This is a genomic window from Parasphingopyxis marina (genome assembly GCF_014237875.1).
GTDB classification, from domain to species: Bacteria; Pseudomonadota; Alphaproteobacteria; order Sphingomonadales; family Sphingomonadaceae; genus Parasphingopyxis; species Parasphingopyxis marina.
The window spans coordinates 1,535,254-1,556,535 of record NZ_JACJVJ010000001.1; the positions used below are offsets into that span (position 1 = coordinate 1,535,254).

A 21,282-nucleotide genomic window follows, 5' to 3' on the forward strand; every position below is an offset into this window, starting at 1 on the left:
CCTCGCGGTTAACAAATCCCTAATAGCCGATCCCGCGATGAAGCGGAAGCCGCCCGGGCAGGGAGGGCGCGCGTTAACCGCGTTTCCATGGTATGTTCGGCCGCATCCGATTTCACGAGGGAGGGATATGAGATGGGCGAAGCGGTGAACGAAGCGAAACTGGAAGAACTGGCGGGCAAGCTGGTGGGCGACGTCGCCTCCGCGCTCAGCCTCTATATGGCCTATATCGGCGATCAGGCGGGGGTGTATGCGGCGATGGACGAGGCCGGGCCGCAGACCGTGGAGCAGCTTGCGGAGAAGACCGGGCTCAACCCCAAATACCTCCACCAATGGCTCGGTTCGAACGCGGCGGCCGGTTACGTGACCTACGATCCGGCGGGCGAAACCTTCTCGCTCACCCCCGAACAGGCGCTGATCTTCACCCGCGAGGGCCAGCCCGCCTGTATGCAGGGCTTCATCCAGGCCGTCGTCTCGCAATATGAATCGCACGAAAAGGCGGTGCAGACGTTCAAATCGGGCGAAGGCCGGCCATGGAGCGACCAATCCGACTGCTGTTTCTGCGGCACCGATCGTTTCTTCCGCCCCGGCTATGCCGCCAATCTGGTGAGCCAGTGGATTCCGTCCCTCGATGGCGTCGAAAAGAAGCTCAAGGCCGGCGCCAAGGTCGCCGATATCGGCTGCGGGCACGGCTCCTCGACGATCCTGATGGCGGAGGCCTATCCTGCATCCACGATCATCGGCTTCGATTTCCACGAACCCTCGATCGCCGAAGCCAAGGCCAAGGCGCAGGCGGCGGGCGTCACCAATGTCGAATTCCATGTCGCCCGGGCCCAGGATTTTCCCGGCGAGGATTTCGACTTTGCCTGCATCTTCGATGCGCTCCACGATATGGGCGATCCGGTGGGCGCGGCCGCGCATATCCGCCAGGCGCTGAAGGGTGACGGCACGTTCATGCTCGTAGAGCCGATGGCCGGCGACAGCATGGCGGAGAATATGCATCCGCTGGGGCAGATCTATTATGCCTTCTCGACCACCGTCTGCACCCCGGCTTCGCTGGCGCAGGAAGTTGGCCTCGGCCTTGGCGCGCAGGCCGGGCAGAAGCGGCTCACCGAAGTGCTGAACGAAGCGGGCTTCACCCATGTGAAGCGCGCATCGGAAACGCCGACCAATATGGTGCTGGAGGTTACGGGCTAGGCTTGGCCCGGATCGCCGGGCCGGCCGCTATTTCATCATCGTGAACAGCGCGAAGGACAGGGCCGTGCCGAAAAAGAAGAGCGGCCAGGACCAGTAGAAGCTGACATCCAGCACGGTGACCTGGTGCACGACCAGAAAGCCGCCGCGCGACCCGCCCGACCCGATGAACATCGAAACGATCCAGGTCAGCAGGGCACCGGGAAAGGGCGCTTTGAGCAAGGAGATCATCTGTCGGCTCCCTTGATATCCGTAACGTCGAGCGGGCGAACGACGCGGTAACCATCCTTCGCCGAGCGCGAATCATACAAGGAAGCAGATTATATTCAAATTTATACGGTTTTGCGACGGTAGCACCGACTAGCCGGCAGCGGGGCGATACGCCCGAATCCCCGGATTTTCGGGAATGTGCGCCCCGCCGGGCGTCCAATACGAAGTTCGTGTGATTTACGGCCCCTTAAGGCAGCCCGCGCTATCCAGATCGGCAGTTGCACTATCACGGCTCGATAAGGCCCGTGATTGACCCACTTTGTGGGGGGGAAGAAAGGTTGCGCTGCCATGGCGCACATTATCTATGCGGAGGACGATGATCTCATCGTCGATATCGTTCGCGACGTGCTTCAAAAGGACGGCCATGTCGTCGGAGTCGTTACGGACGGTGAAAGCGCCCTCAAGGCGATCAGGCTCAAGCGCCCCGATCTCGTTATACTCGATTGCAACATGCCGGAAATGACCGGCATCGAAGTGCTTTCGCGGATGCGGGTCGATCCCGCGCTGTGCGATATTCCCGTGCTTATGCTCACCGGCAGGCGCGGCGCCCAGGACGTCGATATCGCCATGTATTCCGGCGCCAACGAATATCTGAAAAAGCCGTTCGATCCCGACTATCTGGCGTTCGTCGTCGATAATCTGCTGTCGAAATATGTTCCTTCGGGATCCGGCGCCCATCACGGCTTGGCAGCCCATGGTCCCGGCCGTCGGTGACCGCCTGACCGGCTTCCAGTGAGGGGCCGGCTGTTTGCAGCGCTAAGGCGCCGCGCCCGCAATCCCGTTACGCCGCAAGGCGCCATTCGCCGGTCGGCACATCGCCGACCGTCCAGTCGCCCACGCTCCAGCGCACCAGCCGCAAGGTCGGCAGGCCGACTGCCGCCGTCATCCGGCGCACCTGCCGGTTGCGGCCTTCGCGGATCGTCAGCCGGATCCAGCAATCGGGCACGGTCTTGCGAAAACGCACGGGGGGATCGCGCGGCCAGAGGGCGGGCGGGTCGATGCGCTCGGCTTCGGCCGGGCGGGTCGGGCCGTCTTTCAGTGTGACGCCGCGCCGCAGCCGATCGAGATCGGCCTCCTGCGCCTCGCCTTCGACCTGCGCGAGATAGGTTTTGGGCATCTTGAACTTGGGATCGGCGATCCGCGCCTGCAGCCGGCCGTCATCGGTGAGCAGCAGCAGGCCCTCGCTGTCCCGGTCCAGCCGCCCGGCCGGATAGACGCCCGGCATGTCGATGAAATCGGACAGGGTCCTTCGCGCCGTCCCGCTCCCCCGATCGGTGAACTGCGACAGCACGCCATAGGGTTTGTTGAACAGGAGCAGCCTGGACATGGCATCTCATAGCCCGGTTTTCGCCCTTTGCGGAAGGAAGAAAATCGGAAGCGGCCTGAGCGCCTTGCCGCCTATATGGCCCGATTTTCGAAATAAATTTCAATTTCCGAATGGCAAATTAATTAATCTAATAAATAAAATAAAAGAAAATTGGCAATTGAATTTTTATATATTTCGAACTATATATTCCTATCTAAGTGCAGTAAAAATAAAACTGCATATCTGGTTTGATTTTAGGCGCGATATAAGGCGCTTTTCTCCGATCGTTTTCAAATAAAGAATCCCGTCCAGCGGTCCGACGCGGCGGGAAAAGTGGACCGTATGGGAATCGCAACGGCGGATATTCCGGCGTCGGCCTGCGCGGCCCGGCTGGCTTCGAAAAGAGGCCGAAGGGGTCTGCTTTCATCGCATTCGGGATTCATTGAAGGAACCGCCATGCCTCCGTCGTCCTCCGCCAGTTCCCGGCCGCTGTTCGATTTGAAACCGCCGCCGGTCTTCCACGATCTCGTCGAACGGGAAGCACCGCGGCCGGCCGATCCGGAAACGCACGCGGCCGCCACGGCGATCGTCTATTGCGAAGCCAATTTCGGCGGGATCGACGGGAAGACGGCCAATGGCCTCGTGCGCCATTCGGAAAAATACGAGATCCTCTCCGTCATCGACAGCAAGCAGGTGGGGCAGGACACCGGCACCGTGCTCGACGGCAGGGCCAACGGCATCCCGATCTGCCGGGACCTCACGGATGCCATGACCATCGCGGGCGCGATCCCCGATTATTTCATCTTCGGCGTCGCGCCGATCACCGGGATGCTTTCGCCCGACGAGCGGGATATCGTGCTCGAGGCGATGGCCTTCGGCATGAATATCGTCAACGGCCTGCACGAATTTCTGAGCGACGATCCGGAATTCATCGCGGCGAGCCGCGCGAGCGACGTGACGATCCTCGATATCCGCAAGCCGCGCGACAAAAAGCATTTGCGGCTGTTCAGCGGGCGCATCAACGATCTCGCCTGTCCGCGCCTCGCCGTGCTGGGCACCGATTGCGCGATCGGCAAGCGCACCACCGCCACCATTCTCGCCCGCGCGCTCAACGATCGGGGCATCAAGGCCGTGATGATCGGCACCGGCCAGACCGGGCTGATCCAGGGCGCGCGCTACGGCCTGGCGCTCGACGCGGTTCCCTCGCAATTCTGTGCCGGCGAGCTGGAAGCGACGATCCTGGAAGCCTGCGAGGCGGAGGATCCCGATATCATCATCGTCGAAGGCCAGGGCTCGCTCAGCCACCCGGCCTTTTCCACCTCGTCCTTCATCCTTCGCGGCAGCGTTCCCGATGCCGTCATTCTCCAGCACGCGCCGGCCCGCACACATCGCTGCGATTTCGAGGCGATGGCGATGCCGGACCCCGCCGACGAGATCGCTCTGATCGAAACCTTCGCCGCGACCCGGGTCATCGGGCTGACGATCAATCACGAAAATATGACCGCCGGCGAAACCGATGCGGCGATCGCGCGCTATCATGGGGAACTCGGCATCCCGGTGACCGACGCGCTGACCCGCTCCCCCGACGAGCTTGTCGCCATGACGCTCGCGGCCTTCCCCCAGATCGAGCGAAAGCGGATCGCCGACCCGGCATGACCGGGCCGCGGCTGGAGATCGACCTCGACAAGATCTCGGCCAATGCGCGCATTCTGGTGGGGCGGCTCGCCGCCCGCGGCATTGCGGTGACCGGCGTCACCAAGGCTGGGCTCGGCTCTCCCGAAATCGCGAAGGCGCTTCTCGAGGCGGGCGTGTCCGGCCTCGGCGATTCGCGGATCGAGAATATCGAAAGGTTGCGGGGCGGCATCGGGCCCCGGCCGGTCCTCAGCCTGATTCGCACGCCGATGCCCAGCCAGGTCGACCGTATCGTGCGCCACGCCGATATCAGCTTCAACACCGATCTCGACGTCGTTCGCCAGCTCTCGTCCGCCGCCCAGGCGGCAGGCCGGATCCATGGGGTCGTGCTGATGGTCGAACTGGGCGATTTGCGCGAAGGCATCATGCCGGGCGATCTCGAAAGGATTTTCCGGGAGGTTTTGAACCTGCCGAATATCGCGCTCCGCGGAATCGGCGCCAATCTCGCCTGTCTCAGCGGAACCTCGCCCGATGCGGGGAACATGGCCGCGCTTTCCGCGATCGCGGTATCCATGGAGGCGGCGTTCGGGGTCGCGCTCGACATCGTGTCCGGCGGCAATTCCGCGAATATCAACTGGGCGCTGGGTGACACGGATATCGGCCGGATCAACGATCTGAGGCTGGGCGAGGCCATCCTGCTCGGCCGCGAAGCGCTCGAACGCCGGGCGATAGACGGCCTTCATACCGACGCCTTCGCCCTGGTCGCCGAGGTTATCGAATCCGGCATCAAGCCCAGCCGGCCCTGGGGCACGATCGCGCAAAATGCGTTCGGCGAAACGGTCCAGACGGCCGATAGCGGCAAGATCATGCAGGCGATTCTCGCACTCGGGCGGCAGGACAGCGATCCCGCCGGGCTCATACCTCCGTCCGGCATGACGATCCTCGGGTCGAGCAGCGACCATCTGGTGCTCGATACCGGCGGCGAGCCTCTCTCTGCCGGCGCCGAGCTCCGCTTCGGGGTCAACTATACCACCCTGCTGCGCGCCATGACTTCGCCCTTCGTCGCCAAGACGATGATGAAGGCACGATCGCAGCAAGGCGCCCTTGCCGCGGCGTGAGCACCGCCATCCATCCCGGACATGAAAAGGGCGGCCCCGCGGAGCCGCCCATTCTTTATTCGGTACTGCCGTAAGCCTGGCGCGAAAAGAAGCGGCCCGGAGTATCGGGGAAAAGAGACCGGCGCCCGCAATCGGGGCGCCGGCCAGGCTCGTCGCCTAGAATTCGACGCCGACCTGCACATACCAGTTGCGGGGCCGCGCGAAGATGCGTTCGGCATAGCCGAGCGTGCCCAGCGAGGCGTTGCCCTGGATCAGGTAACGTTCGTCGAAAAGGTTGATCACGCCCGCCCTGATCTCCCAGCCACTATCCTCGTCGGCGAGGGTGGCCGAGGCGTTGCCCACGAAATAGCCGTCCTGCTCGATGATGGGCACGCTGCCCGTGATGAAGGTCAGGTCCGACGTGTAGCTGCCGTCGAAGCGGGGGGTGAAGGTGAGGCTCTGGTTGAGCTGGAATTCGTAGGCGATCCCGATATTGCCCTGGAATTCGGGCGTGAAGGGCAGGGTGTCGCCCGGCGCGATCGTCGCCGATATCGTGGTGCCGGGCGGTGCGGGCACCGGCGTGACGCTCCGGATGTCGGCGTCGAGCAGACTGAAACCGCCGTCGATCGTCAACCCGCCCCAGGCCGGGCGATAGCTGAACTCGCCCTCGAGCCCGCGATAGCGCGCCTGGCCCGCGTTGAAGAGCAGCGGCACGACGCCCTGGCGGAAGATCAGCTGGATATCGTCGTAATCGGCCTGAAAGGCGGCGAGGTTGAGCCTGAGATCGCCGATATCGAGCTTGGCGCCGATCTCGTAGCTGTTGACCGTTTCCTCGTTGAACGACACCGGCACGAAGCCCGGCGGCGGCGCGTTGTAGCGCGTGTTAAAGCCGCCCGATTTGAAGCTGCGCGAGAAGGAGGCATAGGTGCTGATCGACTCGTTCCAGCGATACTGGATGCTCGCCGATCCGGTCAGCGCCGAGAAGCTTTCGGCGTTGGGCGTCGGATAGATGAACAGCGGCCCGCCGTCGGGAATAGCGTTTGCCGGTAGCGGATCGGGGTCCGGCAAGGTCGACGGGAAGAGGTTGAGTACGGTGCCCTGATAGCTCTTGTCGTCCTGGGTGTAGCGCAGGCCGCCGGTCAGCTCGAGCCCGTCGACGATCTCGTAGGAAACCTCTCCGAAGACCGCGAGCGAATCGGTTTCGAGGTTCGAATATTGCAGGTCGCGCGAGCCCGGCCCGCCCCCGAGTATCGAGCCGATGACGGGCGGCGAGGGTGGGAAGGAGAGCGGCACGCTTGCCCGCTCGAACGTCGTCTCGTTGAAATAATAGCCGCCGAGAATCGCGTTGAACTGGTCGAAGTCGAACTGGAACTGGATTTCCTGGCTCCACTGGTCCGAATTCGAGCCGACATCGGTGGTCAGGATCACGAACGGCGTGTTGTCGGCATCGCGGATGCCGCGCGAATTGGTCGAGCGGTAGGCGGTGATCGACTTGAAGGTGAACTCGTCGGTGATCCGCGCCTCGCCGGTGACCGAGAAACCCCAGACCTCGGACGTGCTGCGGACCGGCGCGGTACCGCCATTCGTGTACGGCCCCATGTCGTAGAAATCGTTGGCGCAGCGCGGATCGGCGATTTGCGGCACATTGGGCGCGCCGAAGCGCGGATCGCCGGGTACGAGCGGCGCGAACGGGATGGTCGCGCCGGGGCAGCCGGCGGCGACGCTGACGATGGCGGGCACCGGCGCCTGTTCGTTGATGCCGGCGAAGACGAAGGGCGCGCCGTTCTCGTCGCGGTTCATGTAGTCGCCGCGAATCGTCAGGTCGAAATCGGGCGACGGTTCCCAGCGCAGCGCGCCGTTGACCGTGTAACTGCTGTCGTTGCCGAGATCGAGGCCGTCGAAGACGCGGCGGACATAGCCGTCGCGTTCGCGGAAACCGCCCGAGATGCGCGCGGCGAGTGTGTCGCCGATCGGCAGGTTGACCGCCGCGAAGCCCTCGTAAAGATCGTCGTCGCCGATGCGGAAGCGGGCGCGGCCGCTGAACTCGTTCATCTCGGGGACGCGCGAGCGCACGAGGATCGCGCCGCCGATCGTGTTGCGGCCGAACAGCGTGCCCTGCGGCCCGCGCAGCACCTCGACGCTGGCGATGTCGCCGAAATCGATCGCACCGCCCACAGCGCGGCCGACATAGACCTCGTCGATATAGATGCCGACGCCCGGGTCCACCGCGGCCGTGGGATCGAGCTGGCCGATGCCGCGGATAAATACGACGGTGGCCGCGCTGTTCCCCGAAAGCTGGCCGGCCGTCTTGAACTGGAGGCTGGGGGTGATGCGTTCGAGGTCCGAGGTCTGGAGGATTTGCCGGTCTTCCAGCGTTTCGGCGGTGAACGCCGAGATCGCGATCGGGGTGTCCTGCATCCCTTCCTCGCGGCGGCGCGCGGTGACGATGATGACGTTGCCGCCCTGTGCGGCCTCGGCATCCGTATCCTGCGCGGCGGCGGCGGTGGCCGGAACCCCCATCGCGCATGCGGCGACCAGCGCCAGTGCGCTGCCCTTGGCCATCAGTGCGGCGCGCTCGACCCGTGCGGAATGAAACATCGTGAACCTCCCCTTCATCGAAGCGGTCTTTTCCCGCTTTCTGCTTGGCTCTAGGAAATTGCACAAATAATAGTTACGGTCAATAACAGTTCATGTGCATAACAATAACGACTTTCCATCTCGCGCGGGCATGAAACAGGCTTTCCAAGGCGATTTGAAAGGGACGCGAAGTCGGATTAGGGCAGGAGCCTATGGCAACGAAAATCAAGCGAACGCGGAAACGCCGGGCATTGGAGCTGTTCGATTCGACGCTCGACTACGGCCTGCTGTCGGAGCTGACGGGCTTCGCGATCAAGCGCGCCAACGTCATCGATTTTGCCTCGTTCGGGAACACGCTCGACGACAAGACGGTAACCCCGCTGCGCTTCTCGATGCTCAACCTGATCGGTTGCAATCCGGGGCTCCAGCAAGTCCAACTCGCCGATGCGCTTGGCCTCTCGCGTTCGGCGACGACCGTGACGATCGATTACTGGGACGAGCGCGGCTGTGTCGAGCGGCGCTCTGATCCCGCCGACCGCCGCTCCTACGGCATCTACCTGACCGACGAGGGGCGGACCCGGCTCGATCGCATCGCCGGGCTGGTTGCCGCCCACGACAAGAAGTTCACCGAAAATCTCACCCGGGCCGAGCTCGTCGAGCTCAGGCGGTTGCTTGCCAAGTTATATATGCGCTGAGAGGCGGCAATAAAAAAAGGGCGGCCCCGCGGAGCCGCCCGTTCTCAATTCGGTACTGCCGAAAGCCTAGCGCGAATAGAATTCGACGACGAGGTTCGGTTCCATCTTCACGGGATAGGGGACTTCGTCGAGCGTCGGGATGCGCGTGAAGACCACTTTGGCGGTGCCGTCGGGAACGACATAATCGGGTATGTCGCGTTCGTTGAGGCTCTGGGCCTCGAGAACGAGCGCCATTTCCTGGGCCTTCTGGCGCAACGTGACCTCTTCGCCCGGCTGGATGCGGCGCGAGGGGATGTTGCACTTCACGCCGTTGACGCGGACATGGCCGTGATTGACGAGCTGGCGCGCGGCGAAGATCGTCGGCGCGAACTTGGCGCGATAGACGATCATGTCCAGCCGCTGCTCGAGAATGCCGATGAGGTTCTGCGAGGTATCGCCCTTCATCGCATTGGCGTCGGTATAGGCGCGCTTGAACTGCTTTTCGGTGATTTCGCCGTAATAGCCCTTGAGCTTCTGCTTGGCGCGCAGCTGCACGCCATAATCGGAAAGCTTGCCCTTGCGGCGCTGGCCGTGCTGGCCGGGGCCGTATTCGCGGCGATTCACCGGGGATTTCGGGCGACCCCAGATGTTTTCGCCCATCCGGCGGTCGAGTTTATATTTGGCGCTCTGGCGCTTCGACATGATGCATGTCTCCAATTTGCTTGTTTATGTCAGTGTCCCGGAACGCACCGCCCTGCCGACTATGCTGGACGCGGCCACCACTTCACCGGGGTGCGGGGCCAATTGCGAAGGCGCGCATCTGGCGATTCGGGGCCGTAAAGTCAAGCTTTGCGTGTTTTGTCAGACCTTCGGCTTTGCCTCAGGCGCCCGCACCGGCCCACGCCCCCGCCCGGCCTCCCAATGAGTTTACCCTGTGGGAGGCCGGGCGGGGGCGTGGGCCGGTGCGGCGAACTTCCGCCAGGAAGTTTCTGACAAAAATCGAACGCCTAATCCTGCCGCTTCTTCTCCAGCGCGGCGACCACGCCGCGCAGGGTGCGGATTTCGGGGGTCGTCCAGCCGGGTTTGGTGAGGATCGTGCGCAGCGCCCGCTTGGTCGTCGGCGTGCGATCGGGCGGGTAGAAAAAGCCGGTCGGTTCCAGCGCGGTCTCGAAATGCTCGATCATGCGTTCGAGCTCGATCTGGGGGGCGGGGAGTTCGTCCTCGGTGCGGGTAGGCACGGCGAGCGCTTCGCCCTTGGACCATTCATAGGCCATCAGGATCACCGCCTGGGCGAGGTTGAGCGAGCTGAATTCCGGGTTGATCGGCACGGTGACGATGGTGCGGGCGAGCGCGACATCCTCTGCGTCGAGGCCGGACCGTTCGGGGCCGAAAAGGATCGCCGAGCGGGCTGGAAGTTGGCGGATTGTGGCGGCCGCTTCCGCCGGCGTCGCCACCGGCTTGTCCACGCCCCGCTTGCGCACGGTGGTCGCGAACACCTGCCCGCAATCCGCCGTCGCCTGCGCGACACTTTCGCAAACTTCCGCCTTTTCAAGCACCATGTCCGCTCCGGAAGCCGCGGGATAGGCGGTCTCGTTGGGCCAGCCGTCGCGCGGGGAAACCAGCCGCATCTCGCTCAGCCCGAAATTGAGCATAGCGCGCGCCGCCTTGCCGATATTCTCGCCGAGCTGCGGCCGGACGAGGACGATGACGGGGGGAAGTGCCGCGCCGTCCGTCATTCCTCGAACAGATCCTTCACCGTACCGGCGAACTCCTCGAAATCCTTGGCCTCGCGGAAATCCTTATAGACGCTGGCGAAACGGATATAGGCGACGCTGTCGAGCTGCTGGAGGGCGTCCATCACCATCTCGCCGATCCGGCTGGAATCGATTTCGGTCTCGCCGCTGGTTTCCAGCTGCCGTTGCAGCCCCGAGACGAGCTGGTCGATCCGCTCGGGCTCGATCCCGCGCTTGCGGCAGGCGAGGGTGACCGAAAGATGCACCTTGTCGCGGTTGAACGGTTCGCGCCGATTCTCGCTCTTCATGACCGTGAGTTCGCGCAGCTGCACGCGTTCGAAGGTGGTGAAGCGCGCGCTGCACCCGTCGCATTGCCGCCGTCTCCTGATCGTCGCCCCGTCTTCGGTAGGACGGCTGTCCTTCACCTGGCTGCTGTCATGCGCGCAAAAGGGGCAGCGCATCTAGATGCCCGGATAGATCGGGAACCGATCACAAAGGGTGGCGACACGCTCGCGGACATGGGCCTCGGCCTGACCGTCGCCTTCGTCGCCATTGGTGCGCAGGCCTTCGACGACCTGGGCGATCAACCCGCCGATTTCCCGGAATTCGGCTGGGCCGAAACCGCGCGTCGTGCCGGCCGGCGTGCCGAGCCGGATGCCGGAGGTGACGAAGGGCTTTTGCGGATCGAAGGGAATGCCGTTCTTGTTGCAGGTGATGGCGGCGCGATCGAGCGCATGCTCGGCGGCCTTGCCGGTCGCGTCCTTCGGACGCAGGTCGACGAGCATCAGGTGATTGTCGGTACCCCCCGATACGATATCGAGCCCCTGCGATTTGAGCGCATCGGCAAGGGCCCGGGCATTTTCGACGATATTGTGCGCATAGGTGCGGAATTCCGGTTGCAGCGCCTCCTGAAAGGCGACGGCCTTGGCCGCGATGACATGCATCAGCGGGCCGCCCTGCAGCCCGGGAAAGACCGCCATGTTGAGCTTCTTCGTAAGGTCGGGGTCGTTCCACAGGATCATGCCGCCGCGCGGGCCGCGCAGCGATTTGTGCGTCGTCGTGGTTGCGACATGGGCGTGCGGGAAGGGGCTGGGATGCGCGCCGCCGGCAACGAGGCCGGAGAAATGCGCCATGTCCACCATCAGCCAGGCCCCGATCTCGTCGGCTATTTCGCGGAAGCGCTGGAAATCCCAGATCCGCGAATAGGCTGTGCCGCCGGCGATGATGAGCTTGGGTTTCTCCCGGCGTGCGATGTCCGCGATCTCGTCCATGTCGAGCATCTGGTCGTCGCGCCGCACGCCATAGGGAATGGGGCGGAACCATTTGCCCGACATGTTGACCGGCGATCCGTGGGTCAGGTGCCCGCCCGAATTGAGATCGAGGCCCATAAAGGCGTCGCCGGGTTCCAGCAGGCCGAGGAACACCGCCTGGTTCATCTGGCTGCCCGAATTGGGCTGAACGTTGGCAAAATCGCAGCCGAACAGTTTCTTCGCCCGCTCGATAGCCAGCGTTTCGACGATATCTACATATTCGCAGCCGCCATAATAGCGCTTGCCCGGATAGCCTTCGGCATATTTGTTGGTGAGGATCGAGCCCTGGGCTTCGAGCACCGCTTTCGAGACGATATTCTCGGACGCGATCAGCTCGATCTTGTCGCGCTGGCGCCCGAGTTCCTTGCCGATGGCATCGGCGATCTCGGGATCCGCCTCGGCAAGGCCGCGCGTGAAGAAGCCGTCCGGCTGCGCGTCGGTCGGGCTATCCTGAAGCTCGGCGATGTTGGTGCTCATGCGTTTTCCTTTGCCGCGGAGGGCTGTGAGAGTTTGTCGACGCGGCGCTGGTGGCGATCGCCGCTAAAGGGAGTAGCGAGAAAGGCGGCAAGGCAATCCTTGGCCGTATCGACGCCGATCAGCCGTGCGCCCATGGCGATGACGTTTGCATCATTATGTTCGCGCGAGAGGCGCGCGGAAAGATTGTCGGAGACGAGCGCGCAGCGGCAGGCCGGGTTGCGGTTCACGGCGATCGAGATGCCGATCCCCGATCCGCACAGCGCGACCCCGAAATCGACATTTCCCTCGGCAACCGTTTCGGCGAGCTTGTATCCGAAATCCGGATAATCGACCGAATCGGTGGAATAGGGGCCGAGATCCTTGACGCTATGGCCCTGCTCTTCGAGCCAGCCGAGGAGTATGGATTTCAGTTCGACGGCGGCATGGTCGGACGCGATGGCAATGCTGTGCGGCATGTGGAGCCTCCCGGAGGCGTTGGTGCGGCGCTTTCAGGAGGCCATTTAGTCGTCCGCGCCGCCGTGCGCCACCACCTATTGTGGGTTTTTCCACATTTCCGCGCGGATTTGTTTCAGCCATTCCATTCTCGCCGCGATCTGCAGCCGCGCGCCGCGATGCGCCCAGATTTCCTCGGTATCGCCCAGGCGCCCATATTCGGCGATCCGCAAATCGAGGGCCTCCAGGGTTTCCCGGGTCCGTCCGATCCACGATTCCAGCGCCGGAATGCGCTCGCTCGACGGCAATAGCGCGAGAAAATGACAGCGCAGGCGGATCGCATCGGTGATCGAGTCGCCCAGCCAGCCGGCGTCCGAAACGATCCAGCGGCGCAACGCCTTCTCTCCCGCGCGGGTAAGCCGAAGCATGCGAGCGCCCCTGCGATCCGCCTCGGCCGCGCCTTGCGACAGGAGGCCGGCTTGGACGAGCTTGCGAACCAGCGGGTAGATCGATCCCGTGCTGGCGCTCCAGCTGGACGTCAGCGAAGCCTGGAAAGCGGCGCGGATTTGATAGGCCGTGCACGGCTGTTCGCGCCAGATGAAACCGAGCGTACAGCCTTCCAATTCGGTGGGCGTATCGGGATCAAGCCGCGCCATGCGGCTCTTATCGTGCGAATAGTATTAAATCGAAACTAAAGAAGCGGCCGCTTTTCGCCTGTTATTTGACGCGGGTTTTCGCCCCGGCTCGATTCATATTGCCTTGTCGGGCTTTAACTGTATTACTGCGGTAACACGGCAAGGAGGGTTTCGATATGCGATTTCGTGGGATTTGGGCAGCCATCGGCCTTGTGGCGCTGGGCTCACCGGCATGGTCGCAAGCGACCGGTGAGAACGAAGCGGATGTCCCGGCCGAGACGGCGCCCGTCGAGGTGATGGTCTTCGGCACCTATCATTTTGCCAATCCCGGTCGCGACCTCGCCAATGTCGACGTCGACGACGTGCTCGCGCCGCACCGCCAGGCCGAAATCGAAGCTCTGGTCGATGCCATCGCGGCATGGCGGCCGACGCGGATCCTGATCGAAACCGAAGCGGGGGCGCCGAACTTCGAAGTCGCCGGGTATCGGGAATTTACGCCCGCCATGCTGGGCGAACGGCGCAACGAGATCGTCCAGATCGGCTATCGTCTGGCCCACCGGCTTGGTCATGAGGCGGTTTACGGTTTTGACGAACGCGGCGGCGAGGGGGAGCCCGACTATTTCCCGTTCGACGCCGTACAAAGCTATGCCGCCGCGCACGGCCAGCGGGAAATCGTCGACGGATTGCTTGCGTATATCCAGGCCGAAGTGGCGGCCATGAGCGATTTTCAGCGCGATCACAGTATCCCGGAAAACCTGATGTCGAGCAATGACAGCGCCGCCAACCGCGCGGGACACAGCAGTTTCTATTACGGTATGCTCGCCATCGGCGACGGTGAAACGCAGCCGGGCGCCGAGCTCAATGCCTATTGGTATATGCGCAACGCCAAGATGTTCGCCAAAATCGGGCTGATTGCCGAACCCGGCGACCGGATATTCGTGCTGGTCGGCGCGGGCCATCGCTACTGGCTGAGCCATTTCGCCGAAAATGCGCCGGGCTATGTCGCGGTCGATCCGATGCCGTATCTGGAGGCGGCGGCCGCGGCGGTTTCGCGCTAGCCGGTTCGTGGGCCGCGCACCGGGGCGATCAGCGATCGAACCATTTTTGTGCGGACTCCCTGCGATGGGGACAGCCCGGCCAGCAGCAGGGGCGACGCTTGCCGTCCAGTATCTCTTCCTGAAGGCGTCCGAAGCGTTTCTCGCGCGTTTCCTGCTTCTTGGCCGAGGTCACCCAGCAGATCCATTCATTGCGCGCCAATGAAGTCAGATCTTCCCATTTGGTCCGGAGATGCTCGTCCTTGTCGAGAACGGCGCGTAGATCGGCCGGGGTCTCGTGACGAAAGTCTTTCGAAACCGGCCGGGTCATGCTCAGGCCGCCAGCCGCAGCTCCATCCGGCTCCAGATTTCGACGAGGGCGTCGGTCAGTTCGCGCATCATCGCCTCGTTATGGGTCGGGCCGGGCGTGAAGCGGAGCCGTTCGGTGCCGCGCGGCACGGTCGGATAATTGATGGGCTGCACATAGACGCCATATTCGGCGAGCAGGATATCGCTGATCCGCTTGGTCTTCACCGGATCGGCGACGATCAGCGGGACGATATGGGTGGTCGAATCCATCACCGGCAGGCCGGCCTCGGCGAACATGGCCTTGAGCGTTTGCGCCGAGGCCTGTTGCGCATCGCGTTCTTCGCTCGACGATTTGAGATGCTTCACGCTGGCGAGCGCACCGGCGACGAGCACGGGCGAGAGCGAAGTGGTGAAGATGAAGCCCGGCGCATAGCTGCGGATCACATCGACGATCATCTGGTCGGCGGCAACATAGCCGCCCATCACGCCGATCGCCTTGGCGAGCGTGCCTTCGATGATCGTCACCCGGTCGGCTACATTATCGCGATCGGTGATGCCGCCGCCGCGCGGGCCGTACATGCCGACGGCATGAACTTCGTCGCAATAGGTCAGCGCGTTATATTTGTCGGCAAGATCGCAGATGTCCGCGATCGGCGCGACGTCTCCGTCCATCGAATAGACGCTTTCGAAGGCGATCAGCTTCGGCGCCTCGGGATCGGCCGCGGCGAGCAGCTCTTCGAGATGCGCGAGATCGTTGTGCCGCCAGACATGCTTTTCGCAGCCGGCATTGCGGATGCCCGCGATCATCGACGCATGGTTGAGTTCGTCGGAAAAGACGATGCAGCCGGGCAGGATCCTGGCGAGCGTGGAAAGCGTGGCTTCGTTCGAGATATAACCGCTCGTGAAGAGCAGCGCGCCCTCCTTGCCGTGAAGGTCCGCAAGCTCCGATTCGAGCTCGATATGATAATGGGTGTTGCCGCCGATATTGCGCGTGCCGCCCGATCCCGCGCCGACATCGTGGAGGGCTTCCTCCATCGCTTCGATCACCTTGGGATGCTGGCCCATCGAAAGATAATCGTTCGAACACCATACGGTAATCGGCTTGGGCCCGTTATGACCCGCAAAGCAGCGCGCATTGGGATAGGCGCCCTTGTTGCGCAGGATATCGATAAACACGCGGTAGCGGCCTTCTTCGTGAAGCCGCTCGATCGCTTTCGAAAAAACGCGCTGATAATCCAAAACAATTCCCCCGGGGATACGGTTGTGGCCCATCTAATGGCTGAAATCGGCCATTTCCAGCGCGAACGACTCGCAATAAGCCCTAAAGCGCCTCAAATTCGGTGATGCCGTAGCGTTCGAGCCCGGGTTTCAGCGGAGTCGTGTCGCTGCCGTCGGAAATGAAAATCGCGCGGCCGGGCGGCGGGGCATCCGGCCAGGGCTGGCCTTCGGTCAATTGCGCGACGCGCCGGGCGATGCCTTCGCCGCCATGGACGAAGGCGATAGGCCGCCCGGCGGCTTCGGCAAGCTCCGTCTCGACAAGCGGGAAATGCGTGCAGGCGAGGACGATGGTGTCGATCTCCTCGCCGCGCGGCTGGGAGAAGAGGCCGTCCAGGATCGCGGCGTAGTCGGCAATCGCGGTTTGCTCCCCCCGCAATTTCCGCTCGGCGAGCATGACGAGTTCGTGGCTGCCATGGCGGATCACCGTGCAATCGCCGGCGAATTCGCGGCTGAGATTGTCGACATAGGGCTGGCGGACCGTGGCGCGCGTGCCGAGCACGCCGAAAACGCGGGATTTTGACAGTGCGGCGGCGGGCTTGATGGCGGGCACCGTGCCGACGATCGGAATGTCGAGCGCCTGGCGTACCGGATCCAGCGCGATCACCGAGGCAGTGTTGCAGGCGATCACGATCAGCCGGGCATCGACATGCTCCATCAGCCTGCCGAGCAGCGCGGGGACCCGGCCCGTCAGCTCGGCCTCGGTCTTCTGGCCATAGGGATAGCCGGCCTGGTCCATCGCATAGACGATCGGCGCATTGGGCAGCAGCTCTTGCACCGGGGCGAGGATCGACAGCCCGCCGACACCGGGATCGAGAAAGAGCAGGGGCTGGGAAGCGTCCATTGCGCGATGACATATGGCGAAGGCCACATCGCTGCAATAAGCCCGCTGCAAAGACCGGCATATTGCTCCGCGCGGTTCGCGCGCTATGAGCGGACAGGGAAAGGATTTCGCCATTTTCGATCATCCGCTCTGGCTTGCCCCGGCGCTGGCGCTGTTTTGCGGCTATCTGTTCGGTTCGGTGCCCTTCGGCATCCTGCTGACGCGGGCCGTGGGCGCGGGCGATCTCCGCCAGATCGGATCGGGCAATATCGGCGCGACCAATGTGCTGCGAACCGGCCGCAAGGGGCTGGCGGCGACGACCCTGCTGCTCGACGTTGCCAAGGGATTCGCGGCCGTGAAGCTCGCGCCGCTGCTTGGCGGAGACCCGGAAAGCATGATGCGATTGGCCGCGGTCGGCGCCTTTTTCGGCCATTGCTATCCGGTCTGGCTGAAATTCCGGGGCGGGAAAGGCGTGGCGACCCTGCTCGGCATCGCCGCGGCCTTGGGCTGGATTTATGCGCTGGTCTTCGCGCTCGTCTGGCTCGCGATGGTGGCGCTGTTCCGCTTCTCCTCGCTCGGCGGGATCAGCGCGGCGGTGGCGCTGCCGATCGCCGCGTTCGTGCGCGTCGACCTGGGCATCTTCTTCCTGTTCGGCGCGCTGGCGCTGCTCGTCCTGTGGAAGCATCGCAGCAATATCGGGCGTCTCCTTCGCCGCGAGGAACCCAAGGTCGGCGGCTCGAAAAAACCACGGCCCGAAGATGGCTGAGATGGGCGACGCCGCAAAGTTGCGGCTCGCCCGCTCGCGCAATATCGGCCCCGTCGCCTATGCCCAGTTGATGATGCGCTTCGGCAGCGCCGAGGCGGCGCTCGACGCGATTCCCGATCTTGCACGGCGCGGCGGGGGCAGGGCGCCGAAGCTAGCGGACATGGACGCGATCGAAGCCGAAATGGCGAATGTCGCGCGGCTCGGTGCCCGCTATCTGTTTCTCGGCGATTCCGGCTATCCGGCGGCGCTGGCGGAAATCCCGACGGCGCCGCCCGCGCTCATCATACGGGGAGAGGCGGCGCTCCTGCAAAAGCCGATCATCGCCATGGTCGGCGCGCGCAACGCCTCGGCCGCCGCCCGCCGTTTCGCGCGCGATCTCGCTTTCCGGCTGGGCGCGGAGGGTTATGTCGTCGTTTCGGGTCTTGCGCGCGGTATCGACACGGCCGCGCATACCGGCTCGCTCGAAAGCGGCACCATCGCCGTGATCGCGGGCGGCACCGATATCTTCTATCCGCCGGAAAATGAGGAACTGCAGGTCGCGATTTCGGAGCGCGGCCTGCTGATCGCCGAACAGCCGCCGGGCAGCGAGCCCAAGGCGCGGCATTTTCCCTATCGCAACCGGATTATCGCCGGGCTCGGCAGGGGAACGGTCGTGGTCGAGGCGGCACCCAAATCGGGCTCGCTGATCACCGCACGCCAGGCCAACGAATTCGGGCGCGACGTGATGGCGGTGCCGGGCTCGCCGCTCGATCCGCGCGCACAGGGCTGCAACCAGCTGATCCGGGACGGCGCGGCGCTGATCCAGAGCGCCGAAGATGTGATCGCCTCGCTCGATCCGTTCAATATCGGCGGAGTGCGGGAGCCGGGCGCGGACTATTCGGGCGAGCCGGTCTTGCCGGATGCGAGCGATAGCGACCGCGAAACGATTACCGAATTGCTCGGTCCGGTGCCGGTGTCGGTCGACGAAATCGTCCGGCAGGCAGGGCTTTCGCCGGCCATCGTCCAGACGGTTTTGCTGGAGCTGGAACTGGCTGGAAGGCTCGAACGACATGCGGGCGGGAAGGTGAGTCTGACATAATCGCTTGACGAACCGGGCTTGCATCGCATCCTCGCGCGCGTAAGAGACGCCTCCACAATTCTTGGAAGAAATCCGCTTTATGAAGTTAGTTGTCGTCGAATCGCCCGCCAAGGCGAAGACCATCGAGAAGTATCTGGGCGGCGACTATAAGGTCCTCGCATCCTACGGGCATGTCCGCGATCTGCCGCCCAAGGACGGTTCGGTCGATCCGGACGACGGCTTCGCCATGAAATGGCAGGCTTATGGCGACAAGACCAAGCAGCTCAAGGCGATCACTGACGCGGCCAAGCAATCCGACGAACTGATCCTCGCGACCGACCCCGATCGCGAAGGCGAGGCGATCAGCTGGCACGTCCAGGAAGTACTCAAGGGCCGCAAGGCGCTGCCTGCAAAGGTCGAGCGCGTCGCTTTCAACGCGATTACGAAACAGGCGGTGCTCGAAGCCATCGCCCATCCGCGCGAGATCGACGACGATCTCGTCGATGCCTATCGCGCGCGCCGGGCGCTCGACTATCTAGTCGGCTTCACGCTCTCGCCCGTGCTGTGGCGCAAGCTGCCGGGCGCCAAATCGGCGGGCCGGGTGCAATCGGTTGCGCTCCGCCTGATCGTCGAGCGCGAGCGCGAGATCGAAGCCTTCAAGGCGCAGGAATATTGGTCGGTCGCCGCAGCGATGGAGCAGGACGGCACCGGCTTCACCGCGCGGCTCGTCCGCTGGCGCGGCGACAAGATCGAGCGACTGACGATCGGCACCGAAGGCGACGCGATGGCGGCCAAGGCCGATGTCGAACAGGGCGCTTTCAAGGTCGTCTCGGTCGAAACGAAGCCGCTGACGCGCAACCCGCCGCCGCCCTTCACGACCTCGACGCTGCAGCAGGAAGCTTCGCGCAAGCTGGGTTTCTCGGCGAGCCATACGATGAGCCTCGCCCAGGCGCTCTACGAGGACGGCGCGATCACCTATATGCGTACCGACGGCGTTCAGATGGACGGATCGGCGATTTCGGCCGCGCGCGGCGCGATCGCCAACCGCTATGACGCGAGCTACGTCCCCGATCAGCCGCGCGTCTACAAGACCAAGGCGAAGAATGCGCAGGAAGCGCATGAGGCGATCCGGCCGACCGATTTCGGGCGCGACAAGGCCGGCGGCGGCGATCACGCCCGGCTCTACGATCTCATTTTCAAACGCGCGCTGGCGAGCCAGATGGCGTCGGCCCGGCTGGAACGCACGACCGTGGAAATGGAAGAGGGCACGGGGCAGACCGCGCTGCGCGCCACCGGCCAGGTCGTGAAATTCCCCGGCTTCATGGCGCTCTATACCGAGGGCCGCGACGACAAGGACGACGAGGACGGCAAGCTCCTCCCCGCCATGTCCGAAGGCGATGCGCCCGCGAAGAAGGGCGTCGAGGCCGAACAACATTTCACCCAGCCGCCGCCCCGCTATTCCGAAGCCAGCATCGTCAAGCGGCTGGAGGAACTCGGCATCGGCCGGCCTTCCACCTATGCCTCGATCATCAAGACGCTCAAGGACCGCGAATATGTCCGTATCGAGCAGAACCGCTTCTTCCCCGAAGAAAGCGGCCGGCTCGTCACGTCCTTCCTCGAGCGGTTTTTCGACCGCTATGTGAGCTATGATTTCACCGCGGGGCTGGAGGAAGAGCTCGACGATATCTCGGGTGGCCGGGCGCAGTGGCAGGAAATTCTCAAGGCCTTTTGGCAGGACTTCAAGCCGAAGACCGACGAGGTGATGGAACGCCAGCCCTCCGAAGTGACCGCCGAACTCGACAAGTTTCTCGAACCGCTTCTCTTCCCGGAAAAGGAAGACGGATCGGACCCGCGTCTCTGCCCGCGCTGCAACGAGGGAAAGTTGGCGCTGCGGGGCGGCCGGTACGGCGCCTTTATCGCCTGCTCCAACTATCCGGAATGCAAATATACGCGCCAGTTCGGCCAGCGCGGGGGCGATCAGCCCGATCAGGGCGAGGACGAGATTCTGGGCAAGGATCCCGAGACCGACGAGGATATCGAGTTCAAGACCGGGCGGTTCGGCCCTTATGTGGAAATGGGGCAGGGCGAGGGCGAAAAGCCGAAACGCGCCTCGATCCCCAAGGATATTCCGCGCGCCGATGTCGATCTCGAAATGGCGCTCAAGCTGTTGTCACTGCCGCGCGTCGTCGGCCAGCATCCGGAGACCGGGAACGATATCGAGGCGGCGATCGGGCGCTATGGCCCCTATCTGCGCCACGACGGCAAATATGCCCGGCTCGAAACGACGAGCGACGTTTTCGAAATCGGCATGAACGCAGCGGTCGTGAAGCTTGCCGAGGCGGCGCAGAAGGGCGGGCGCGGCAGGGGCGCCGCGCGCGAGCCGCTCAAGATTCTCGGCAAGCACCCGCGCACCGAGGAAGAGATTAAGCTGATGGACGGCCGCTACGGCCCCTACGTGACCGACGGCACGACCAACGCGACGATCCCCAAGACCGTCGACAAGGACGAGCTTACGCTCGAAGAAGCCGCGCAGCTGATCGACGACCGCGCGGCCAAGGGACCGGCGAAGAAGAAGCGCAAAGCGCCTGCCAAGAAGAAGCCGGCGGCGAAAAAGAAGGCCGCGCCGAAGAAAAAGGCCGCCGCCAAGCCCAAGAAGGCAGCGGACGCGACGGACGAAGGCTAGG

21 protein-coding genes are annotated in these 21,282 nt (G+C 63.7%); 9 read left to right on the plus strand and 12 right to left on the minus strand.

Annotated features, from left to right (window positions below):
* The first annotated feature begins 132 nt into the window (after positions 1-132).
* Positions 133-1,194, plus strand: coding sequence for a methyltransferase domain-containing protein (locus H6P80_RS07695; protein ID WP_185800706.1), 1,062 nt, complete (start codon positions 133-135; stop codon positions 1,192-1,194).
* A 27-nt stretch (positions 1,195-1,221) separates the two neighbouring features.
* On the opposite strand, the gene H6P80_RS07700 is transcribed toward H6P80_RS07695, so the two are convergent.
* On the minus strand, positions 1,222-1,422 hold the full coding sequence (locus H6P80_RS07700) for a hypothetical protein (protein WP_221892899.1): 201 nt from the start codon (positions 1,420-1,422) through the stop codon (positions 1,222-1,224).
* 327 nt (positions 1,423-1,749) lie between these two features.
* On the opposite strand from H6P80_RS07700, the gene H6P80_RS07705 reads away from it, so the two are divergent.
* A complete protein-coding gene (locus tag H6P80_RS07705) occupies positions 1,750-2,175 on the plus strand; it encodes a response regulator (protein WP_185800707.1) in 426 nt (141 codons plus the stop codon).
* Positions 2,176-2,242: 67 nt separating this feature from the next.
* Here the strand turns inward: H6P80_RS07705 and H6P80_RS07710 are convergent, their stop codons facing one another.
* Positions 2,243-2,788 (minus strand): pseudouridine synthase, encoded by a 546-nt coding sequence (locus tag H6P80_RS07710; protein WP_185800708.1) that lies wholly within the window; start codon positions 2,786-2,788, stop codon positions 2,243-2,245.
* A 435-nt stretch (positions 2,789-3,223) separates the two neighbouring features.
* Here H6P80_RS07710 and H6P80_RS07715 point away from each other — a divergent pair, with 435 nt between their 5' ends.
* On the plus strand, positions 3,224-4,423 hold the full coding sequence (locus H6P80_RS07715) for a DUF1611 domain-containing protein (protein WP_185800709.1): 1,200 nt from the start codon (positions 3,224-3,226) through the stop codon (positions 4,421-4,423).
* Positions 4,420-5,517 (plus strand): alanine/ornithine racemase family PLP-dependent enzyme, encoded by a 1,098-nt coding sequence (locus tag H6P80_RS07720; RefSeq protein WP_185800710.1) that lies wholly within the window; start codon positions 4,420-4,422, stop codon positions 5,515-5,517. Before H6P80_RS07715 ends, H6P80_RS07720 begins: the two co-directional genes overlap by 4 nt.
* 156 nt (positions 5,518-5,673) lie before the next feature.
* Here H6P80_RS07720 and H6P80_RS07725 read toward each other — a convergent pair whose 3' ends face one another.
* Positions 5,674-8,094 carry a TonB-dependent receptor gene (locus H6P80_RS07725; protein WP_235973747.1) on the minus strand — a complete coding sequence of 807 codons (2,421 nt, stop codon included), beginning with the start codon at positions 8,092-8,094 and terminating at the stop codon, positions 5,674-5,676.
* 191 nt (positions 8,095-8,285) lie between these two features.
* Here H6P80_RS07725 and H6P80_RS07730 point away from each other — a divergent pair, with 191 nt between their 5' ends.
* The gene (locus H6P80_RS07730; protein WP_185800711.1) at positions 8,286-8,768 is read left to right on the plus strand and encodes a MarR family winged helix-turn-helix transcriptional regulator; all 483 of its coding nucleotides are present in this window, start codon (positions 8,286-8,288) and stop codon (positions 8,766-8,768) included.
* Between the two features lie 66 nt (positions 8,769-8,834).
* Here H6P80_RS07730 and rpsD read toward each other — a convergent pair whose 3' ends face one another.
* From rpsD to H6P80_RS07760, 6 genes are all read right to left on the minus strand, one after another.
* Positions 8,835-9,449 (minus strand): 30S ribosomal protein S4, encoded by a 615-nt coding sequence (gene rpsD / locus H6P80_RS07735; protein WP_185800712.1) that lies wholly within the window; start codon positions 9,447-9,449, stop codon positions 8,835-8,837.
* Between the two features lie 305 nt (positions 9,450-9,754).
* Entirely contained in the window at positions 9,755-10,483 is a 729-nt protein-coding gene (locus H6P80_RS07740; protein ID WP_185800713.1) for an RNA methyltransferase, read from the minus strand.
* Positions 10,480-10,941, minus strand: a complete 462-nt coding sequence (gene nrdR, locus H6P80_RS07745; protein WP_185800714.1) for a transcriptional regulator NrdR — start codon at positions 10,939-10,941, stop codon at positions 10,480-10,482. Before nrdR ends, H6P80_RS07740 begins: the two co-directional genes overlap by 4 nt.
* Positions 10,942-12,267, minus strand: a complete 1,326-nt coding sequence (gene glyA / locus H6P80_RS07750) for a serine hydroxymethyltransferase (protein ID WP_185800715.1) — start codon at positions 12,265-12,267, stop codon at positions 10,942-10,944.
* Positions 12,264-12,722 carry a ribose 5-phosphate isomerase B gene (gene rpiB, locus H6P80_RS07755; protein ID WP_185800716.1) on the minus strand — a complete coding sequence of 153 codons (459 nt, stop codon included), beginning with the start codon at positions 12,720-12,722 and terminating at the stop codon, positions 12,264-12,266. Before rpiB ends, glyA begins: the two co-directional genes overlap by 4 nt.
* Before the next feature lie 75 nt (positions 12,723-12,797).
* Complete coding sequence (locus H6P80_RS07760) at positions 12,798-13,355, minus strand: PadR family transcriptional regulator (RefSeq protein ID WP_185800717.1); 558 nt, start codon at positions 13,353-13,355, stop codon at positions 12,798-12,800.
* A gap of 155 nt (positions 13,356-13,510) precedes the next feature.
* Between H6P80_RS07760 and H6P80_RS07765 the strand changes: the two genes are divergently transcribed.
* Positions 13,511-14,392, plus strand: a complete 882-nt coding sequence (locus H6P80_RS07765) for a DUF5694 domain-containing protein (protein ID WP_185800718.1) — start codon at positions 13,511-13,513, stop codon at positions 14,390-14,392.
* Between the two features lie 28 nt (positions 14,393-14,420).
* Here the strand turns inward: H6P80_RS07765 and H6P80_RS07770 are convergent, their stop codons facing one another.
* From H6P80_RS07770 to murI, 3 genes are all read right to left on the minus strand, one after another.
* Positions 14,421-14,699 carry a YdeI/OmpD-associated family protein gene (locus tag H6P80_RS07770; protein WP_185800719.1) on the minus strand — a complete coding sequence of 93 codons (279 nt, stop codon included), beginning with the start codon at positions 14,697-14,699 and terminating at the stop codon, positions 14,421-14,423.
* 2 nt (positions 14,700-14,701) lie between these two features.
* Complete coding sequence (hemA, locus tag H6P80_RS07775; protein WP_185800720.1) at positions 14,702-15,916, minus strand: 5-aminolevulinate synthase; 1,215 nt, start codon at positions 15,914-15,916, stop codon at positions 14,702-14,704.
* 82 nt (positions 15,917-15,998) lie between these two features.
* A complete protein-coding gene (murI, locus tag H6P80_RS07780; protein WP_185800721.1) occupies positions 15,999-16,796 on the minus strand; it encodes a glutamate racemase in 798 nt (265 codons plus the stop codon).
* Positions 16,797-16,881: 85 nt separating this feature from the next.
* Between murI and plsY the strand changes: the two genes are divergently transcribed.
* The 3 genes from plsY (at position 16,882) to topA (ending at position 21,281) form a co-directional block, all read left to right on the plus strand.
* Positions 16,882-17,541, plus strand: coding sequence for a glycerol-3-phosphate 1-O-acyltransferase PlsY (gene plsY / locus H6P80_RS07785; RefSeq protein ID WP_185800722.1), 660 nt, complete (start codon positions 16,882-16,884; stop codon positions 17,539-17,541).
* The gene (dprA, locus tag H6P80_RS07790) at positions 17,534-18,619 is read left to right on the plus strand and encodes a DNA-processing protein DprA (protein ID WP_185800723.1); all 1,086 of its coding nucleotides are present in this window, start codon (positions 17,534-17,536) and stop codon (positions 18,617-18,619) included. The genes plsY and dprA overlap by 8 nt, the downstream gene beginning before the upstream one ends.
* Before the next feature lie 79 nt (positions 18,620-18,698).
* On the plus strand, positions 18,699-21,281 hold the full coding sequence (topA, locus tag H6P80_RS07795; protein WP_185800724.1) for a type I DNA topoisomerase: 2,583 nt from the start codon (positions 18,699-18,701) through the stop codon (positions 21,279-21,281).
* The last annotated feature ends 1 nt before the right edge of the window (position 21,282 follow it).

What these genes read in the sequence shown, in the direction of transcription:
- H6P80_RS07695 (WP_185800706.1), top strand. Translation starts at nt 133, where the DNA reads ATGGGCGAAGCGGTGAACGAAGCGAAACTGGAAGAACTGGCGGGCAAG.
- H6P80_RS07700 (WP_221892899.1), bottom strand. Translation starts at nt 1,422, where the DNA reads ATGATCTCCTTGCTCAAAGCGCCCTTTCCCGGTGCCCTGCTGACCTGG.
- H6P80_RS07705 (WP_185800707.1), top strand. Translation starts at nt 1,750, where the DNA reads ATGGCGCACATTATCTATGCGGAGGACGATGATCTCATCGTCGATATC.
- H6P80_RS07710 (WP_185800708.1), bottom strand. Translation starts at nt 2,788, where the DNA reads ATGTCCAGGCTGCTCCTGTTCAACAAACCCTATGGCGTGCTGTCGCAG.
- H6P80_RS07715 (WP_185800709.1), top strand. Translation starts at nt 3,224, where the DNA reads ATGCCTCCGTCGTCCTCCGCCAGTTCCCGGCCGCTGTTCGATTTGAAA.
- H6P80_RS07720 (WP_185800710.1), top strand. Translation starts at nt 4,420, where the DNA reads ATGACCGGGCCGCGGCTGGAGATCGACCTCGACAAGATCTCGGCCAAT.
- H6P80_RS07725 (WP_235973747.1), bottom strand. Translation starts at nt 8,094, where the DNA reads ATGTTTCATTCCGCACGGGTCGAGCGCGCCGCACTGATGGCCAAGGGC.
- H6P80_RS07730 (WP_185800711.1), top strand. Translation starts at nt 8,286, where the DNA reads ATGGCAACGAAAATCAAGCGAACGCGGAAACGCCGGGCATTGGAGCTG.
- rpsD (WP_185800712.1), bottom strand. Translation starts at nt 9,449, where the DNA reads ATGTCGAAGCGCCAGAGCGCCAAATATAAACTCGACCGCCGGATGGGC.
- H6P80_RS07740 (WP_185800713.1), bottom strand. Translation starts at nt 10,483, where the DNA reads ATGACGGACGGCGCGGCACTTCCCCCCGTCATCGTCCTCGTCCGGCCG.
- nrdR (WP_185800714.1), bottom strand. Translation starts at nt 10,941, where the DNA reads ATGCGCTGCCCCTTTTGCGCGCATGACAGCAGCCAGGTGAAGGACAGC.
- glyA (WP_185800715.1), bottom strand. Translation starts at nt 12,267, where the DNA reads ATGAGCACCAACATCGCCGAGCTTCAGGATAGCCCGACCGACGCGCAG.
- rpiB (WP_185800716.1), bottom strand. Translation starts at nt 12,722, where the DNA reads ATGCCGCACAGCATTGCCATCGCGTCCGACCATGCCGCCGTCGAACTG.
- H6P80_RS07760 (WP_185800717.1), bottom strand. Translation starts at nt 13,355, where the DNA reads ATGGCGCGGCTTGATCCCGATACGCCCACCGAATTGGAAGGCTGTACG.
- H6P80_RS07765 (WP_185800718.1), top strand. Translation starts at nt 13,511, where the DNA reads ATGCGATTTCGTGGGATTTGGGCAGCCATCGGCCTTGTGGCGCTGGGC.
- H6P80_RS07770 (WP_185800719.1), bottom strand. Translation starts at nt 14,699, where the DNA reads ATGACCCGGCCGGTTTCGAAAGACTTTCGTCACGAGACCCCGGCCGAT.
- murI (WP_185800721.1), bottom strand. Translation starts at nt 16,796, where the DNA reads ATGGACGCTTCCCAGCCCCTGCTCTTTCTCGATCCCGGTGTCGGCGGG.
- plsY (WP_185800722.1), top strand. Translation starts at nt 16,882, where the DNA reads ATGAGCGGACAGGGAAAGGATTTCGCCATTTTCGATCATCCGCTCTGG.
- dprA (WP_185800723.1), top strand. Translation starts at nt 17,534, where the DNA reads ATGGCTGAGATGGGCGACGCCGCAAAGTTGCGGCTCGCCCGCTCGCGC.
- topA (WP_185800724.1), top strand. Translation starts at nt 18,699, where the DNA reads ATGAAGTTAGTTGTCGTCGAATCGCCCGCCAAGGCGAAGACCATCGAG.